Raw genomic sequence first — 19,507 nt, 5'->3', positions numbered from 1 at the left:
CCTCATGAGACATGCGGATTGTGGAGAACACTTCCATGCTGCCCATGGCCGTCCGCGACGAGCAGGCCGCCCGCCCCTGACTCCTACCCCCGGCCGGGCCTGCCGACCTGGATGACGAGGTTCTGTCCGCGGCGCTCGTCGCGACCGTCCATCCTGCTCTTCGAGGACCGGAAGTAGGACGGGGCATCATGTTCGGGACTGTCTTCAAGAGCGCTCGTGCCATCATCGCCCTCAGTCTGATCGGCGGTGTCAGCCTGGCGGTCGTCGTCGGATGGGTCACCGGCTTCCTCGCCTCGATCACGAGCGCCGTCGCCGGCCTGTGGAACAACTTCATGGGCTGGATCAACTCGCCGCTGGGGTGGGAGCACCTCCTCGCCGGGACCGGCGTGCTCATCGTCCCGGTCATCGTGCTCGTGCTGATCTTTGCCATCGCCGACGGCTGAGCCTCGCAACTGGGCTCGTCCCGCGATAAAGAGAACCCCCGTGATGCCTGTGCATCACGGGGGTTCTCTTTTTCTGCTGGCTCCTCGTTGCCTACGATGCGGCCTGTAGCTCACGATCCTCAATGGCGTTCTCGAACTCGTCGGCATCCTCGATCATCCCGTAGGTCTCCGGTGAGATCTCGTCCTCCTCGCCGCCGAGCCGGCGGTTGAAGCTGCTCGACGCGGAGAACTTCAGCACCACGTAGTCGTCGACGTTGCTCTTGCCGAAGCGGACCTTGTGGCCCTTGTGGTCCTGTCGGTAGAAGCGGCCGAAGCTCGTGAGCACGACCGTCTCCCCGCAGCTGACCGCGCCCGTGAGTTCACCGAGCAGCGACTCGTACACCTTGTTCACCACCCGGACCGGCAACTCGCTGCGAGTCGCGACCCGAGAGATGAACTCGCGCTTACTGACACGCGGATTCGTCGTCGTCTCCATGCCTGCACCCTGTCCTGTCGTCCTTCATGCCGCGGTTTCGCTTGGAAACCAGTCTATCGAAGAAAGTCGCGAGTCTAAAAGGAGGGGATGGCTTATCGAGTGCCGTTCGCAACGCTATCGTGGTCCATTCGGCTAGAGCTCCAGGTCCGGATCGATCTCCTCCCGGTCGTCCTTGGGTTCGTAGTCGACCGACTCGATGATGTTCCGCGTGTTCGGATCGCGGCGCTGGTTCACGACCTTGTCGTGGGATTCCTCGAACCGCTGCTGCGCCGCCACGCGGTGGGCCGCATCGAGCTTCGCGCCGATGTTGCGCTCCCCGAACTCCATCATCGAGCCCAGCAATGACTTTGTGCCCTGCTTGATCGCGTTGACGTGCGGCTTGTTCTGCGCCCGCTGCTGCTCCCATCGGCTCCGGTCCTCCGGCGTGACGTAGCCGAACATCCGCGCGAAACGCGATCCGAACCTGACCTGCTGTCCCTCATTCTGTTCCTGGTTCATAGCCCTTCCCCGCGCTCCTTGTTTGTGTTCTCGGATCGCCCTCAGGCGGGCTGGTAGTCCTCGGCATCGGCCTCAGCGTTCGGGCTCTCGTTCTGCGGGCCGGCCTCCTGCTCGGACGACGGGCCGGTAGGGCGCGACCGCGGCTTGAGCCGCTGCTCCTCGAAGAAGGCACCTGGGTCGTTGACCGCCGTCTGCAGCGTCTGCTGCCAGTTCTCTCCGAGGCTCTGCTTCAGCTCGGCCTCGAGATCCGGGTACTTCTCGTTCACTGCCTCCATCGCGTCGACGTAGGCGTTGGAATAGACCCGCTGCTGCTCCTCGGGCGGCAGGCCGTCGATGTCCATGCTCGCGATCATCACCTCGGACTGGTCCAGGCGGTGCTGGAGCATGTCGGGCAGCCCGCTGGTGTCCAAGCCCTGCTTCTGTGCTGCGAAGCCGACCAGGTAGCCGAGCATGTTGCCCCCGTAGCCCTCCTGATCGCCGCGGCCTAGCGCGTCGAGCATCGAGGTCTTCATTGTCTCGGCGAGCTGGACCTGGTGGGCGTCCGCGTCCATGGGCCGGCGCAGCGTGAACATCCCGTCCTCAGGCAGACGCTGGCCCAGCTGGTCGTCGAACTCCCCGCTCCAGACCGTGCGGACTCTGTCCGAGCCCGCGATCCGCTCCTCGTGCGCAGGGGCCTTGACGATCCGGCCGTGGGCCACGCCGTTGAACATCGTGCGCAGCTCGGGCTCGTACTCCATCCGCTCGCCGATGATCATTCGCGCGCGCTGGACGACCTCCTGGCGCTCCAGGCCGTCTTCACTCATCTGCTCGTGCAGCCGCTTGCGCATCGCCCGGTAGCTGTCGCGGATCAGGCCGGCGTCTGCGCCTGGCTCACGCATCTTCCAGAAGACGTTCTCCATGAGCGCGACCTCGGTCATGGCTGCCGAATCCGGGGTGAACATCTCCCGGTGGCCGCGCTCACGGTGCTGCATGGCGTCGAAGCGCTTGCGCCACTTCTTCGTCAGGTGATCACGCGGATCCGTGCTGCCGACGAGGCGCTCGCGCCGGGCGTCGCTCGGCACGTCCTTGAAGATCCTCTGCCGGCACGCGATGCCGCTCTCGGCAGAGGCGACCATGCCGCGGGTCCTGGTGTCGATGCGCTCCTGGATCTTGTCCTTGAGGGGCTGGAGGTAGCTGTCCATCTCCTTCTTGAAGTCCGGGGCGAGCATCCGCATCGTCATCACCATGCCGACGGCCTGGATGATCGAGTTGGCATTCACTCCGCGCGAGAGCGGCTTGAGACACGACTGCATCATCATCTGCATGTAGACGTGGTGCATGACGCCGAGCTCCTGCGTCCGTTCCTCGTCGTTGAAGCCGGGCACCAGCAGCCTCGAGTCCCGCAGTGAGGCCATGTACTTCTCGCCGGCCAGCCGCGTCTCCGCCCGGAGCTTGAGCAGCTGCTCGCGCTGGTCCAGGCCCTCGGTCTCGTCCTCGGCCCGGTCGACGTCGATCCAGTGCACGCGCTCGCGGTCGGCCATCCGCTCCTGGGTCTTCGCGCCGAAGAACCCGCGCGCGCGGTCCCGGAGCCGCTCGCGCCAGGCGCGCGAACCGTCTGTGTCCTCCGGTCCGGGCTCGTCGATCACCTCGGCGTCGATCGGCTCGTCCGAGCGTGAGTTCCAGTAGGCGTAAGCGCTGCTCTGCGGTTCGTCGGCCTGCTGCCGATCGTCGTCCACCGGAAGCACCTTGGTCGCGCGCGGGCGGCCCGCGGGTCCCGTTCCCAGTTCCATGCGCTGTGCCACCTCAGTACCCCACCCCGTAGTCGTCGTTGCCCTGTGGCTGATCGATCTCGATACTCGGCGTGTAGACCGGGCGCGAGGCGCCCACACGCACGGCATGCGCAGAGCGGCGATGCGAGCCGCGGGTGCGCGAGGCCTCCGCGTCCTGAGAGATCACGTCGGGCTTGACCACCGAGTCATCGACGGCAATCGCAGCGCTGTCCAGACTGCGCGTCTCGCCGGAGCCCAGCTGTTCGAGCTGCCGGGACATCTCCGCTCGGGCCTTCCGAGTCCCCAAGGCCGCGAACTGCTCGTTCTTCTCGCCGTCGTAGACACTCTCGCGGTTCTTGGCTGCCTCGACCAGGTCGGCGAACGCGCCACCATAGGCCATCCGGTCCATCACGGTGCCCCGCAGCGACGGGTCCTCTTCGAGGTTGCGGATGAGCCCGGTTCTCGGGTCCTCCAGCGCCTTTGCCACGCGGGCCACATAGTCCGGGTTGACCGTGACTGCGAAGCCCTCCTTGGACTCGTAGAACTCAATGAACTGCTTCTCCCACTCCTCGGCCGTAGCCTGGACGGGCTCACCGTCGAGGAATGCCGTGCGCCACTGGCCCGGGCCGACGCGCTCGATGCTGCGGCCCCTCCAGAGATCGCGGCCGGGGCCCTGGAGCATCGCGTACTTGTGCCGGGCCTCGGCGGCGTCGTGCTTGGCCTGCAGGATCGACTGGGTCACCGGGTAGGTGACCTCCAGGACGGCCTTGAGGTCCTCGCCGCGCAGCGCGCGTACGGCGCGCTGGCTGAACGAGCCGCCCAGGCCGGTGCCGTGGGCCTTGATCGCCGTGGCGAACATGGAGGCTTCCTGGTCGGCTTGCGTGATGCCGGGCGTGCCCTGCGCATCGCCCAGGTTCCGGGCGTAGTCGGTGAGCTTCTTCTCGCTCCCCTTGGCGCCGGTCTCGACACAGACCTCGCGCACGCTCTGCAGGTGCGCCTCGCGATCCGAGAACGTCAGTGCCGCACCGAACTCGCCACGCTGCGCCTGGCGGTACAGCCCGCTCAGCTCCTCCGTCACGACCTGCTGGGCGAGCTTGATGTCCCCCGGCCCCTGTGCGCCGGTGAGTGCCTGCAGCCGGAGCCGGTTCGCCTCGTTCCGCGAACTCTCCAGCTCATCGGCCAGTCCGGCGTCCTTGGAGAGCGCGACCTGGGTGTCCAGCGAGACCTGCATGGCGAGCGGGTGCGAGCCGTCGCCCTTGACCACTCCGGTGTCCAACAGGTTGGCCGGCACCGAGAGCTTCGCCAGGGCCTCGGCCTTCGCGGCTTCGCTGTGCAACTTCACCACGGCGACGGCGTCGCCGTCGAAGTCGCCGTCGAAGCAAGCGTCCATCACCGGGTTGATCGCGGCACCGGTGAGCCGGTCGTCGATCGCGACCCGCATGTAGCGCACGCCGGCGTCACGGAGCACCGGGTCACGCCACACCAGCGCGTGTTCGCCCTCGGCCAGCCCCAGCTGCTCGGCCTTGACCGAGCTGAGCGCAACCTGGTCGACATCCAGCCGTGGATCTGAGGTCCACACCATCGTCGCCGAGTCGGTCAGCCGCGAGGCCATCAGCCCGGTCTTGAAGATGTTGTTCTTGCCTGTCAGCACCCGGTTCTGCACCTCGGTCGTGATCGCCTCGAAGGCGCGCTGAGCGCGCGAGACCGACTCGCTCATGTCGCGACGCACCTCGGCACGCTTCTCCGCAGGCAGACGCTGGCCGGTCAGCTGCTCGGCCATGTAGCGGTAGCGGCAGGCCGCGACGAAGACGTCCTGATAGCTGCGGGTGTGGTCGTGAGTGACGGAGGACCCGTCCTCGAACTCCTGACCACTGCGCAGATGCGAGGACATCACCGGCAGCTTCCACGAGCTCGCACTCACCATCTCGGTCTGCTCACCGGTCGGATACGTGAGCGGAAACGGGATCTCCATGTCGCCGCCGCGGTCGCCGATGAGATCGCCGAAGGATTTGCGCATCGCCGTGGCGTTGAGCCCCGGGAGCTGACCCTCCTTGCGCGGCTGGGTGCGCATCAGCTCGGGCATCGGGATGAACCGGCGCTCGGGGCGCTCGTCGAGGTCCTCGGCCTGGCCGATCACCCGCAGTGTGCCGTCAGCGTCCATGTCCATGCCGGTCACCAGCAGGCACTCGCGCAGGTTCGACTCGGCCCCGCTGTTGTGGCCGTAGAACTCGCGCATGATCGACGGGCAGTTCTGAGACTGCAGCGCCCAGGCCAGCTGCGAGGATGCCTTACGGCCCTTACCGGCACGCACCTGCTCGTCGTCGTAGATCTTCGTCTTCTCGTCGACGGCCATATGGGTGACCACGAAGCGCATCTCACCCAGGGCACTCGGCCGCAGTTCTCCGTTAGGGGAGCGCAGGTCGGAGACATTCCCGCTCATCAGCTCGCGCGCCGAGCCCGCGTTGCGCCGGGAGATCAGGCTGAACGGGCTCATCACCACGTCCAGGCCCGGGTTGGCCCGGAACCAGCTGACCTCTTCGACGACATCCTGCTCCCGTGCGTCCTGCAGAAGCATGCCCCGGTCGACGATCAGCGAGATCACACCCTTGTTGCCGTGCAGATCCGAGATCTTGTCGCCCACGACGAGATCGCGCTCCTGACCACCGGCCCCGCGGATGCGGTGGCGCTCCGCGAACTCCTTCGACACCACGATCGGGTCATCAGCTGTCCAGCCGCCGAAGGTCATCAGAGCCGTACCGGTGGGCTGGGTGACCTCGGAAGACTGCATGATCGTCGAGGCCGTCATCTGCTGGCGGTCGAAAGGGTCGTACTGCAGCGTCTCGAGCTCGGGGAGAGCCATGAGCGGCGCACGCTGTCCGGCCACGCTTTCGTCGCCTGGCACGATCCGGCCATCGGCGTCGACCTGGGCCTGAGTGGTCAGGTACCGCACGATGCCCTGGTTGGTCGCGCCTCCGGTCATCACCGGGTCGAAGTAGCCGCTGGGCGCAGCGACGTTGTTCCGGTCCTTGCCGGTGAGCACCGTCATGTTCCGCCCGCCGGTGAGCCGCCAGGCGTCGAAGCGGTTGTCGTCAGCCGGATCAGTTCGGTCGCGCTGGGCCCGGTACTCGGCGTAGACCGTCGAGCCGGCCTTGATCTCGTTGGGGTAGCGCACACGGCGCGCCTCGGTCCGCAGGATCGCGGCCGTCCATTGGTCCAAGTGCGCCTTGATCTCGCCGGTGGACTCGTCGAGCCGGTACGTGGTGGCGCGCTCGATGAAGTCGACTGGGTGCTTCGTGCCGTACAGCTGCGAGTAGACCGCGTTGAGCGAGGAGGGCTCGCCGGTCTCGCTGCGCCCGGCGATGAGGTCGCCGGCGATCTGGTACTGGATGCGCTCGTGCATAAGCTGCTCGTAGCCGCGCAGGCGCGTGCGTTCCTCGACCGAGGTCGGCGCCTCGCCCGGAGCCTGGGCCGTGATCGTGGCTTCGTAGCCCGGCACGATAAGGGCGTTCTGCCCGCTGGCGAAGGCGGTGGTGATCTCGCCGTACTCGCCGACATCGAAGACCTGGCCGATCTCACCCGAGATCGGAGTCCCCTTGCCGTCACGGCGCAGTTTCTCGCCACTCCAGCGGATGACGCCCTGCTCGTCGACCAGGATCTCGGAGACCGTCGCCGCGTTGCGCTCGATGCTCTCACGCACGGTGATCCCGATGCGCCGAATGAACGCAGATTCATGATCGGCGATCGGCACGCAGCGCTCGGCGTCGAAGCGGACGAGCCGGTCCTTGAACCGGGTCGTCTGGAAGGTTGAGCCCATCATCTCGACAGGAGGGATCCCACAACGACGAAGCGCCGAGGCAAGGTTGTCGAGATTCGACCACTGCCCGGTGGGGCTGGTCATGTACCGCGCCACCCGCTCCGGGTTGAAGCGCTGATCGACCCACTCGCCGTCGACGTCGTGGGGCTCCGCCTCCCAGGTCCCGATGAGTTCGAAGGGAACGTCCTCGGCGTGCTGCCGGACCTTCTCGACGACGGTGCCGCTGTAGACGAGGTTGCCCATATCTGGTGCCTCGTCGGCCTGCAGCTCGCCGATCTTCTCCAGCCGTTCCTGGTACATCTCTTCGGTCGCACCCGGGCGCAGCAGATCGCTGTGCGCGCCGGTGAGTACGTCCCAGTACGAGCGCTGGATCGCAGCGATCTCAGAGTCAGCCGAATACTCCGGCGGTTCGATCGCATCCAAATGTCCGCCGGTTCGCTCCAGCTCCGCCTCGGCACGAGCAATGAGATCCTCGACGCCAAGGGCTGCCTGTAGGTTCGCCCGAGCACTCTCGACGGCGGCCTTCGCATAGGCCTCGGCCGGCTCAGCGTCGACGAAGAAGGCCGGCAGTGAGCGGTTCTTCGCGTCCCGGCGCAGCATCACCTTCGAGCCGGGCCGGGGACCGGACTCACCGGGCGCCACGTAGTCGCCGACCACGAACATCGTCTCGCGGTCAACGTGATAGCTGTCGGGTACATCCACCACCGTGCGGCCACGGCCGCGCTCCTGGTGCGTCGTGCCGGTCTCGCCGACGGCGTGCCCCGGCAGATCCGTGCGCTCGACGCGATGGCCCTGCGCGAAGCGCAGCAACTGAACGGCCTCCGCCGGCGAGGGGGAGTAGACCGCCACGCCGCCGGGAACCCGGTAATTCGTCGAGTAGCGCAGCACGGTGCCGTTGTCGTAGATCCGAGCTCCGGCGTACCCCTCCTGACGTGCGTCGGTCAGGCGAATCTCCATGCCGGTCCTGGCGATCTTCGCCTTGATCTGCCCTGGCTCGCGGTCGCGCATCACCTCGTAGGACACGCCCTGGGCCTTCAGCTCTTCGAGCAGTGCTGCCGAGCGCTCCACGGCGCGCTGGGACATGAAGCGGTTGCGGTCGACACGGTTCGTCTGCGGGTCCCGGCCGCCATCGATGACCCACTCGCGCACCTGGTCGTACTCCTGCCGGCTCATCTTGTCCATCAGCGCAGTGAGTCCAGCGGCGTCGTCGTTCGTCATCGCGCGGCCTGCCTCAAACGGCTTGCCCTCGTTGTCGATGCGCCAGAGCACCATGTTTCCGCGCCGCGGGTCGGCCAGGGTCTCCACCTCGCCGCCGGCCACGCGTGCGATCGTCTCGTCCGGCAGGTACACCAGCGCGGTCCCGGCGCGCTTCACGGTCGCGCGTTCGGACCAGTCGGGGTCATAGGGGCTGATCGGCAGCCGGGCCGACTTCGGGTCTACCCGGGCACCGACACCGGTGACGCGGGTGAACTCCCGCTGCGATTGCTGGTAGCGCTCGTTCTGCGGGGAATGGTCACCGAACTGCGGCTCGTAGTCGGACACCTTCTCCGCGAACGCCTGGTCGATGGCGGAGAGGCAGTCCGTGACGCCCAGCCGCGGGTCGGCCAGCGCAGTGCCCCGCTGGCCGAGGATCTCGTCGATGCGGGCGCGGATCTCCTTGGCCTGAGAGATCGGAACGACCTGTCCGGCCTGTTCCCGGGCCTGCTCGACTGCCTTGTAGTAGACGTATTCGTAGAAGTACCCGCGCAGTCCGTGCGCCTTCTTCATGATTAATCAGCCTCCTGTGGATGCTCCGGGTTGCATAGAGCCTACCTCGCCTATCGAAAGAGAGTGAGAGGCTATTAGAAAGGCCAGTGCTGAGGCTGTCTCTCTTAGTCGAGAGATGGCCTCGGCACTGGCCGTGATCCTTGTATGGCCCCCAAGCGGCCGTCGGCTACTTCGAGTTCATCTCGATGGCCATGGCCCGGTCGAACCGGCCGTCGGCCAGCACCTCCCAGCTCGGCAGCGAGGCCAGGTACTGGTAGAAGGCCGAGTGGACCTTCACCGTCGCCAGCGACTTCAGGTCCTCCTCGGTGACATCCTCCTCCGCGAACACCCGGGAGTCCTCGTCGTTCACATGGCCGTTGATCCGGCGGGCCGCATGGGCGTACGCGTCCGAGCGGATCTGGCTGATGTACGTCTGGGACCCATCGGCGCTGCGCAGCTCGCCGTCGCCGCCGACAGAGAAGTGCTCGCGATCCTGTTCCAACTCGGTCTGCGCCGACTTGTAGGCCTCACCGATCTCGATGTCCAGGCTCTTGACCTTCGCCGAGCCGTCGGGGTTGACCAGCATCTCCTTGCTGATCGTCCCCTCGGCGTAGAGCAGACGCTGCCGCTCGGCGCTGACCGCCTGACTCTCGGCGATCGCAACCCCGACCTCGACGTTCTCGATGAACTGGTCCTCGTCGAACATGCTCATCCCCTCGTACTCGTCGGGGTCGACGACCACCGGGGCGCCTGGGTCCTGGCCCTCGTCGACCGTGGTCATCGTCGTGATGACCTCCATGACCTCGTCGGCGTAGACATCCGGGTCCAGGCGCTCGATGTCGACCTCCTGGTAGCCGTAGATCTCCTTGTACTGCGCCTTCGCGTCCGCGGCCTTGACCGCCTGCCGCATGCGCTTGTCCAGCATCTTCACGAAGTCCGGCTGGTTCATCCGGACGTCGAAGTCCATGGCGCTGGACAGGGTCGGGATCGTCTGCAGTGAGTACGTGTGCCCCGGGTGCTTGATCGTGTTCCCCAGCAGCCGGTAGGACATCGGCAGGATCGTCTGGTTGCGGTTCCATATCGGCGCGTCGCCGGCCCGGAAGACGATCGAATTGCGCGGCGAGAGGAACGCCATGTCGTTGTAGCTGATCAGCGGCTCCTCCTTGGTGTTCATCGTGTAGGAGACCCGGCCCTCGGTCTTGCCGCCGATGACCTTGTCGAGATCCTGGCTGATCTGCTTGCTGTCCCGGTACGACCGGTGCGTCTTGCCGCTCATCTTCTCCAGCGTCTCGATCATCGAATCGTCCGTGGACTTGAGGAAGACGATGTTCGAGGTGTTGTGCGTCGGGATGAAGTCGTCGGTGAGGTAGAGATGCCGCTCGTCGGCGACGCGGACGCACTGCACCTCCTCGTCTCGCACGTACTCGACGCTGACGACACGATTGAATCCGCGTGCACGGTCGCGCCAGCGCTCCGCCTTGCGTGAGAGCAGGAAGGGGTTGATCTCGGGCAGCCGGATGTTTTGCACGCGGTAGGCGTCCCTGGCCTCCTTCGGCGTCGGCTGGTTCGGCGAGGTGTACTTGACGTTCGTCTTGACGTTGATCGCCACACGACCGCCCAAGGAGCGCACGAGCTTCTGGACGTCCTCAGCCAGCTCGCGGCTCGCGGAGGTGAACTCCATCTCGCCCTTGCGGCTGATCGTGCCGTCGGTGTCCATGAGACCGCGCAGCAGGTCGGTCCGCTGCTGCACCGAACCGAACAGGTAAGCGGCCGGGATCGACTTCTCCCACGAGCGCTTACCCGCGATGCCGAGCTCGCGCAGGTGCTTGCTGACTCCAAGGACGCTGTACGTCGAGCAGTGTCCGTCCTTGACCTTGTACTCCGAGACCGTGTGGTCACGACGACGAATCTCCTCCACGATCTCCTCGTCGTTGCACGAGAGCAAGGAGAAACCAGCCTTGCCGATATGCCCGTCCCCGATGAGAGCACCCAGAACGTAAGGGTCGATCGGAAGGTCGGCCTTCGGGTAAGCCACCGGCATGATTCGAGGCAGGTCGACCTGACGACCCTTGTCGACGCGCGACTTCAGCTCATCGGTGGTGACGACCTCGGTGACACGCTCGGCGGTCTTGCCATCATTGCCGCCGATGTACGCCCTCGTGCCGTCCTCGGTCTTCCCTCCCAGGTACTTCACGCTGGACTTCCAGCGCTCAATCGGCCACAGATGCTCGTTGCACGACTCGGCCGAAGAGCCGTCACGCAGGGTGAGCCGGTAGACCGGGCGCACACCTCGCGGATAGACCCCGGTCACCGTGGTGACCGTGCCGAACGGCGTGAGCACCTCGTCGCCGACCTTGATGTCGCCCATGCGCTTCCACCCATTAGGGACGGCGATGAGAGAGCGAAGCGGGGCAGCATTGCCCTGCACGATCTTGTCGACGCTCTCGCCGTAGACGTCGCGCAACTGCTGCAGGGTCTGCAGGATGAGCGTGAACTGCTGCTCCTGGCCCAGGCCGATGGAGAGCATCGTCTCGAAGCCGTCGATGCCCTTGCCCTCCGACTGCAGGTTGCCGAGCTCGTCGAGCATGAACCGCGTGCGGTAGAGCGGCTTCTGGTTCGACTTCGTCATGTACGCCTGGTCGGCGCTCACGTCGAACAGCTGCTTGACCAGAATCAGGATCAGCTTCGCGTACTTCATCAGGTGAGGCGGAGTCACCAGGAACAGCGCCTTGGGGGACTCCGAGTAGCGCGACAGCGTCTGCGTGATCGCCCGTGCCTGATACGAGACCTTCTCCGGGTTGCCGCCGCCGGAGAAGTCGAGTCGCGTGTCCGGGTAGAGCGTGTCCCCGGGCTGGAAGGAAAGAATCTTCCCGTCCCGGGTGCCGCCCTCACGTACCGGCTTCAGCTCACGCATCACGCCGTTCTTCACGATCTTCTTGCCCGTCACCGGCTCGACCACGTAGTGCCGGCCGTTGAGCGAGACCTGGTAGTTCTTCGTGAAGCTGAAGTAGAAGGTCCGCACCAGCATCTTCGTCTGCGGGTTGACCAGCTCCAGCTTGAGCCAGGCATCGTCGCCAGGGAACTTGCCCTTGAAGTTGTACCGGGCCCAACCCTCGCGGCCGACGATCTCCTCGTGCTCGAAGTCCTCACCCAGGTTCTCGGTGAACATCGGGTCTGCGTAGGCCGACCACACGGCCTGCTGACCGACGAGGTGGTCGCGCTTGACGTAGTTCGGCGCGAAGCGCACGCCGAGGCGACGCGGGAAGCTCAGGCCGGCCAGGTCGGTGTTCTGCGAGGGCTTGCCCGAGGTCAGCGTCGAGATCGTGGGGTCGGTGAAGAACGACATGGCGGTGATCGCGATGCCGTACACCGAGGCCAGCATCTTCTCCGCGCCGGCCATCGAGCGCAGCGCGTTGTGGGCGTTGCCCACCAGCGTGCGCATGTTGTTGCGGGGCAGCTCCTCGCTCGCGTTGAAGTACAGGCTGAGCATGTCCTGATCGGCTTTGCCCTCCCACATGAAGGCCTGGGCCGCCGCCTTCTCCTGCTCCTCGGCCAGGGCGTCCTCGTTGTTCTCGAACTCGCCGGCCTTGACCCGCTTCTCCAGCTCGGCCTCAGGGTTCTTGATCTTCTTCGAGCTCATCTGCACGAAGAGCTGGTAGCAGTTGTAGAGCGTGACCTTGCCCCAGAGGTCATCGAGCTTCTGCTCCAGCAGCGCCGGGTCCATATTCAGCACGGCTGCGGCGCTGCGCAGCTCCCGCTCCTCCTCCAGGTAGAAGTCGATGAGTCCGTAGGCCGCGCGCTTGAAGGCGTTGTTGGCGGCATTGGGCCAGACCGGGTCCTCGCCGCCGTCGAGCGGAAAGAAGATCCCGGCGATGTTCTCCACGTACAGTGCGCACTTGGTGAAGTTGCCCTCACGCGCCGCGTCGGCCGCCAGCCCAAGGGGGCTGTAGATGTCGGTCTTCATGGAGTTGATCAGGTTGAACTGCACCGGCTCGAACCCGCGTGTGACCAGGGGCACGTAGTTCTTCACCAACAACTCACCCTTGGGGTCGTTGATGACCATGTTCGAGGGCTTCTTCTCCCGCGACCACATGTCGATGATCGGCTCGATGTATGTCTGGCCCTTACCGGCTCGGGTGATGGCCAGCACCATGGTGTTCACCGGCGCGGTATCGACCACGTACGCCCCGGCCGGGCGCTGGACCTCGTACGCGGGGAACGTCCAGTCCTCCTTGATCAGGGCAGCGACGGTCTTGTACGTGTCCGACCTGAAGCCGAGCTTGTCCCGGTTCTTGCCGTCAGGGTTGTACGGGATCCGCGTCGTGTCGTACTTCTGCCGCAGGGCCTTGTCATGGGGGAGCCCGGATGCCTCGAACAGCTCGTCGCCGAAGTCTTCGTCGATGATCGGCAGGGTCTGCGTCAGCGGATCGCTCTCGTCGTCGTCCATGACCTCGCCGGCGTAGTAGACGAGGTTCCCCTCCTCATCGATGACGTCGTTCTTGGCGCGCTGGGCGACCTCGACGGTGCCCAGACCCTTCTTCTTGAGCATCATGTGGCTGAGCATCGAGCTGACCTGCACGCTCGAGTGAGCACCGGCGTCGGGGAACCAGTCGTAGTTCTGCTGGATCTCTTCCGGCAGAGCGATGTGCTGGTCGTTCTGGTACTGGTTGATGTCGCTCGTGGTGTTCATCAGGTTTGCCGCGGCGACCTTCCGCGAGAACCACGTGCCGATGATGAGGGCGACCATCAGACCCGAGCCGAGCGTGATGAAAAGCTTGAACCCCGAGACGTCGGCCAGCTGCTTGCCGACCGTCGTCGCGTTCTTCTCGGGCTCAGCCGGCCTCTCGGCGCTGGGCTTGCCGTCCTTGGCCGCGGTGTACCAGCTGGGGACCGGAACAGCCTCAGCGCTGGGGTAGCACGTCGCCTTCACGTCCGGGTTGCCGTCCTTGGTCAGGGGCCGGTAGCACTTCATGACCGAGCCGCCCGCGCCCGTCGTGGTGTCCTGGACGTAGTACGTGCTCGGCTTGCCGGTGCCGCTGCCGGACACACCCGAACTCACGGACGCGCCCACCGAGAGCGCCGCCGTGGCGATGAGCGAGTAGAAGACCCAGGCGACGATCGTCACCAGCACGCCGGTCATCACCGCGATGCCGATGCCCGGTCTGGTCGACCTCAGGGTCAGGAACTTGCTGCGGTCCAGCTGCTGGTTGTCGTGGACGTCTCGGTTCGTCAGCGTCTCGCCGGGCGTCCGCGCCGAGATCTTGTCCCAGCTGCTCGCCTTCGGCCGTGCCGCCTGCCGCCTGTTCGTGGCCATCGTGATCCCTTACTCTCGAGCCTCGCTCGTTCTGCTGTCCTGCCGTCCGGTGCGCCTGCCTGCGCAGACGACGACGGCGCATGGGGAACGCGCCCCATGCGCCGTTAGATCACCCCGTCGGTCATGACCGGTCCGCTCAACGGGTCAAGACCACCCCGACGATGAAGCCGGCCACGCCCATCAGGAGCGAGAGCGTGACGATCATGACGACGAGGATCTTGTTCGATCGGCTCTGCATCTCCGAGGCCCGAGCCAGCTCGTTGGCGTAGGACTCCTTGTCGGCCTGCATCTCCGCCAGGCGCACCTCATACCGCCTGGCCACTGAATCCTCGACCGTCGACAGCTGCTGGAGCAGGTCGGTGACCCGCGCCACCTGGGAGTTGGTCTTCTCCTTCTCCAGGTCGATGTTGTGCTGCCACTCGGCGTCCCGAGCCGTCATCTGCGTGATGGCGTCCTTGCGGTTGCGTTCGAGCTCGTCCTCCATCCGGCGGATCCGGTCGGCGTGCTCAGAGCGCACCGACTCCAGGAGGTCCTGCTGCTCCCGGCGCAGGACGCCGATCTCGTCCGTGGTCCGCAGGTGCTCGGCCAGTGCCTCGGACTGGGCGATGTCGGCCTTGCGGTTGTCGTCGACGATTCGCTGGATCTCGGACTTCCACTGGTTCAGGCACTCTTCCTCGGCCGCCAGGTACTCCGACTGCCGTTCGGCCAGTACCTCGAAGATCCGTGTCTGCCCGGTCTGCATCTTCAGCGTCGCGTCCGAACGCCGGACCCGCAGGATTTCCTGCTGGTTGTGCGCGTGGGTATCCTCGATGTCCCGCTCGATCTCGGCGACGGAGTCGATCTGCTCGCGCTCCATCTTCGAGCGGTTGCGCTCCTTGTACTGCAGTTCCGCCGAGAGCGCCGCCTGCTGGGCCACCTTGGAGGCCTGCGACTCGTAGTCCTTGGCGATCTCCGCCCGGCGGGCCCGGATCTTCTCATCCTTCTCTGTCTGCCGTTGCCGGTGCTCGGCCTCGGCGGCGTCCTTCAGCAGCTTGTACCGGGAGCCCGCCCGATCGGTGGCTACATCGCGGATGACCTGCTCGGTGTGCGCCGACATGAGGTTGACGTAGAGCGCACGCAGCTCATCCTCGTGCGCGGAACGGAGCTGCATCAGGTCTGCGTTGGCCTGCCGGTTGAGCTGGGCTATCTGGTCCCCGAGCCACTCCGTCGAGCCCTCGGGCACAGCGATCCGCACGACGGGCGCGCCGATGGCGAAGGTCGCGTTGAACTCATCGAGCCGGACGTCCAGGCCCAGTTCCTCGGAGAGGAACCGGCGGGCGATGACGTCGCGCACCTGGGCCTGATCGGCCAGCAGCACAGTGTCGCCGGCCTCCTGGTAGCCGTCGCCCCCGTCGCCCTCGATACCGTGGCCGACGTCGGTCTCGTCGAAGCCCTCGTAGCCGGCCACCTCGCCTCCGTCGTAGTCCGGCTCCGACTCGACCGGGACGGTGCCCGCGTCGTCGATACCTGCGGCGCCTTCGTCGAACATGGGTGCGTTTGCCCCTTCATTCGCGTCGATGACGTCGCTGAAGAGCGGCTCGTCGTCCAAGCCCTCGTCAGCCCCCTCGACACCGGGGATCTCGTCGAAGATCGCATCCCCCTCGTCCTCCCCGAGGACGGCGGGGACGGGACCAGTGGCTCCAGCCGCGTCGACCAGGCCGCTGTGCTCCTCCCATGCCTTCTTGCCCACGGCTTCTTCGAGGCTCGTGGTACCTGCAGCGACAAAGCGCGCCTGTGCGAAGGTCGCATCGTTCACCAGGTCGATGAGCAGGTCGCCGCTGGGCTTCTGCCACACGACGGCCCAGGCGTAGGTGGCACCGGTGAGCAGCGAGTACTCCTCCATGCGCGCGAGAGTCTCGTCGGTGGGGATGATGCCAAAGACCTCCTCTTCGAGCATCTCCGCCGTGGCCACCGTGCGGATCTGGTCGGAGCTGATGAGCTCGATGATCGAGCCCTTCGCCTCGTCCCGGCCGTGCCGCTTGCTCAAGCCGCCGATCGAGTCGGCTGCAAGCACGAGCATCACCCAGGCCGTACCGCTGGGAAAGACGAACCGCGTGTTCGACCGCAGCAACTCGACCGCCGCCGGGATCGCCGTCTCCCTCACGACGGAGGCCAGAAGCTCGTCGGGCTTCTTCCTCCGTTCCTTCTTGTGGCTGACCGCCGCTCCCAGAATGCCCATTGATGCTCGATCCCTTCGCTGATGCGACACGGTTCGACTGATTTATGAGTATCTTATCGTCCTCTTATGAAAGTGGGCAATCATGAGGGCGTGAAATGGCTATCGATGCACGAGTCGACTCGCTCCAGCTGTACTCGACCGGTTCATCGCACAGCGCTGACCTCGACGTAGGCGTCGGAACTCAGCAGGTTCTTGTTGTCGCTGACCAGGTCGCCGACGACGTCGATGCGGATCCGTCGTTCCGAGGGGTGCTCGTTGAGGAAGGTCGCCACCGCAGTGGTGACCTCGTCGGTCAGCTTCGCCACAGCCGCACGCGCACCGCCGGCATCAGAGTCGGTGTCACCCTTGTCCTCGATGAGGTACTGCAGGACCGTCGCATCGACGTCGACCCGCACGTTGTGCTTGACGAACACCTCCTGCACCATCTGGCGCAGCTTCTTCCGCACGATCTTTTGCTGCGTCGGCAGGGACAGCGGCTGGAAAGGCACGATCGCGTCAATACGGCCCAGCAGCTCGGGCGGAAACCGGTTGTCGCCCGTCGTCGAGGAGATCGAGCGGCGGATGAGCTTCTCGTACTCCAGCAGATGCTTGCCCGAACCGGTGTCGTCCGCCGCGTACTGCGCGATGTCCTTGTAAATCTCCGAGCCGGCGTTCGTCGTCAGCACGATGTAGGTGTTGAGGAAGCTCACCTCGCGGTTGTTGTCGTCGTTGAGCCGGCCGTCGTCGAGCACCTGCAGCAGTACGCGCGTGACCAACGCCGAAGCCTTCTCGACCTCGTCGAAGAGCAGCACCGCGTGGGAGAGGTCCCACACGCGCTTGGTGAGCTCAGAACGGAACGCCGTGAACGACGAGTCCTCGGCGTACTCCGTCATGTCGAACCGGATCAGGTGCCGCTGGTCGTCACCGAACAGCAGTCGCGCCAGCTGCTTCGTGAGCTCAGTGTTGTGCGTGACCACGAACCGACCAGCCTGGTAGAGGTGCTCCTCGTCGTTGACGTAGATGCACGACGAGCTCTGCTGCTCCGGCAGCTTCTCGATCGACTTGACGCCCACCATGTCGAACTTCTTCACGCGCTCGCGACCCGACGTCTCTCGCGCCGCCCGCGCAGCGATCTCACGTTTGCGCGGGAGCTCGAAGAACTGCACCTTGTCCGCGTTGCCCACCTTGACGTGGACGCTGTACTCGACCAGTTCGCGACGATCCTCCTTGGTACGCCGCGATGTCTTCAGAGAGTTCGAGATGCCGAGAGAGAAGAGCACGTCCTGCAGATCCTCGGCCAGGCCCTTCGAAACGGTCGAGTACGACACGTTGAAGCGCCCAGATGTGCCGTCGATAGTCCCATCGGTGTCGAACAGGCCCCTCACCAACGCCCAGCGCTGCTTGACCGAGGCGTGCTTGTACGCCTCCGGGATGCGGCGGTCAGCGGAGTAGGTGCCCACGAGTTCCGGGACGGAGGCCAGAACGTCCTTCGTCTGATGCAGAGCCTCGCCCCGGCCGTTGGGATGCGCCCATCCGGCCGGGAAGTGCCAGTTGTAGCCGTTGCCTGCCTGCTTCGGCTCCGACCCCAGCCACTCGCCGACCGTCCACACGGTCTGATCCGCGTCGTCTGTGGCCGAGGACAGCGTCAGCTGCGACTCCCTAAGGCACCCATTGCCGATGAGCACACCGAGGACGTAAGGGTCGACCCCCAAGTCTCGCTCGGTCCATTCGACCGCCTCGTTGGCGGGAATGAAGAACTTGAGGTGCTCGCGAAGGTCCCCGGCGTACGTGCGCACCACGCCACGCTCGAGCATCTCCAGGGTCGTCAACGTCACCGGCTCCACGTCCTTGCCAGCGTGTTTGTTGGAGCGCTGCTTAGCCGTGTAGACCGTCCACAGGTGCGGACCGCCGACGTCGAGTGTGCGGCCATCCCACAGCGTGACCTGGTAGACGTCCTGCATGCCCTGCGGGAAGTGTCCGAGCACCTCGATCGGTCGACCATGACGACCGAACACGAAGTCCCCGGGAACCAGATCCCCATGACGCTTCCACGCGACCGCGCCATCCCGCGAATAGACTGGAACACGCGTCGAATCGACGCAGAGCTTGCCGACGCCCGTTGAGCCCGTGAACAGCAGGCTCGCCATCGGTTTTCCCTTGTCGTTGAGGTCCGCCACCGACAGCTGCAGCCGTCTTGCCACCGCATGTGTTGCCAGGTCCTGGCTGAACACCTTCGTATCCAGATGCTTCTTGATCTTCGCGCCGTCGACCCGGAATGCGACGTTCACGTTCAGGGACTCCATGAGCACGTCCGAGAGCAGGTCCCGGTCCATCGGCCGGTGCGTCAGGCGATGCCAGCCGACCATGGAGTCGAGTACGAGGATCGACTTGCGCGGCTGGGCGCTGGCCGGCATGTAGCGCTGGGTGTACTCGTAGATCTGCCGGAAGATGTGGTCGTCGTAGAACTCGTCGGCCACCCCGTAGCGCTCGGCCATCCCCTTGAGGATGGTAATCGTCGTCTCCTGGCCCGGCGGGTTGAGGTTGATGCGCTGCAAGCGCTCGACAAGCGGCTGGTTCGACGAGATGTGCTGGTGGAACTCCTCGTAAGTCGTCGCCGCGATGATCCTGATACCACGAGGTCCCGAGGCGGCGAGGACCGGCTTGATCGCCTCGACCGCGGCGTCGGAGAGCTGGATGATCTGGTGGAACTCGTCGATGAAAAGGACCAGTTCGTGCGCTTCGTCCTTGACGAAGCGCTCAGCCTCGTCGAAGAAGCCCTTGAGCATCGCGGCCATGGTCTCGGCGTCGCCCGCCTCGGAGATCATGCGTGCCGGGTCCGCTTCAAGATAGAGGCGATCCGGATCCACGAGCATCGTGGCCTGGACCAACGCGGTCTTGCCCGCTCCGGCTTCGGCCAGCAGAAGCGCATTGCACAGCTCGGGGCGACACATCGAGGCCAGTAGCTGCATCGTCTCGCGCTCACGGCCGACGATGTCGCGCTCGGCCTTCTTCAGTGGCTGCGAGAGCTTGGACAGGAGTGGGTAGCGCTCATCGAGCTGTGCCTCGTGGAACATGCCGCGCAAGACCTCTCGACTGGATTGATGATTCGACTGGAAAATCAGTTAAAATCCTATCACGAGTCGAATTCGATAGGGCATTGAATAGGTAATGCGAGAGTCTCTGAAGTCGACTCCGGGGCCTTTCGTTCCGTGCGCTGGTCGCGGGTCGCTTATCCGCCGTACGCGGATTCGCTGCCCTCCGGCGTCGGGGGT

Annotated in this window: 8 protein-coding genes; 1 reads left to right on the top strand and 7 read right to left on the bottom strand. The window is 65.4% G+C overall.

Annotation, left to right across the window (positions count from 1 at the left end):
* The first annotated feature begins 188 nt into the window (after nt 1-188).
* A complete protein-coding gene (locus V1460_RS25190; RefSeq protein ID WP_338675889.1) occupies nt 189-443 on the top strand; it encodes a hypothetical protein in 255 nt (84 codons plus the stop codon).
* 91 nt (nt 444-534) lie between these two features.
* Here V1460_RS25190 and V1460_RS25185 read toward each other — a convergent pair whose 3' ends face one another.
* The 7 genes from V1460_RS25185 to V1460_RS25155 all read right to left on the bottom strand — a co-directional run bounded on the left by V1460_RS25185 (nt 535) and on the right by V1460_RS25155 (nt 19,309).
* Nucleotides 535-918 (bottom strand): HU family DNA-binding protein, encoded by a 384-nt coding sequence (locus V1460_RS25185; protein WP_338675888.1) that lies wholly within the window; start codon nt 916-918, stop codon nt 535-537.
* 132 nt (nt 919-1,050) lie between these two features.
* Nucleotides 1,051-1,416, bottom strand: a complete 366-nt coding sequence (locus V1460_RS25180; protein WP_338675887.1) for a hypothetical protein — start codon at nt 1,414-1,416, stop codon at nt 1,051-1,053.
* Between the two features lie 41 nt (nt 1,417-1,457).
* Nucleotides 1,458-3,185: a hypothetical protein gene (locus tag V1460_RS25175; RefSeq protein WP_338675886.1), complete on the bottom strand. Its 1,728-nt coding sequence runs from the start codon at nt 3,183-3,185 to the stop codon at nt 1,458-1,460.
* 13 nt (nt 3,186-3,198) lie between these two features.
* Nucleotides 3,199-8,745: a hypothetical protein gene (locus V1460_RS25170; RefSeq protein WP_338675885.1), complete on the bottom strand. Its 5,547-nt coding sequence runs from the start codon at nt 8,743-8,745 to the stop codon at nt 3,199-3,201.
* Nucleotides 8,746-8,911: 166 nt separating this feature from the next.
* Nucleotides 8,912-14,038, bottom strand: a complete 5,127-nt coding sequence (locus tag V1460_RS25165) for a type IV secretory system conjugative DNA transfer family protein (protein ID WP_338675884.1) — start codon at nt 14,036-14,038, stop codon at nt 8,912-8,914.
* Nucleotides 14,039-14,174: 136 nt separating this feature from the next.
* A complete protein-coding gene (locus V1460_RS25160; RefSeq protein WP_338675883.1) occupies nt 14,175-16,256 on the bottom strand; it encodes a hypothetical protein in 2,082 nt (693 codons plus the stop codon).
* 143 nt (nt 16,257-16,399) lie between these two features.
* Nucleotides 16,400-19,309, bottom strand: coding sequence for an AAA family ATPase (locus V1460_RS25155; RefSeq protein ID WP_338675882.1), 2,910 nt, complete (start codon nt 19,307-19,309; stop codon nt 16,400-16,402).
* Between the last annotated feature and the right edge of the window lie 198 nt (nt 19,310-19,507).

The organism is Streptomyces sp. SCSIO 30461 (genome assembly GCF_037023745.1).
Taxonomy (GTDB): domain Bacteria; phylum Actinomycetota; class Actinomycetes; order Streptomycetales; family Streptomycetaceae; genus Streptomyces.
The sequence above is the reverse complement of the archived record's forward strand: the minus strand, read 5'-3'. Positions and strand labels throughout refer to the sequence as shown.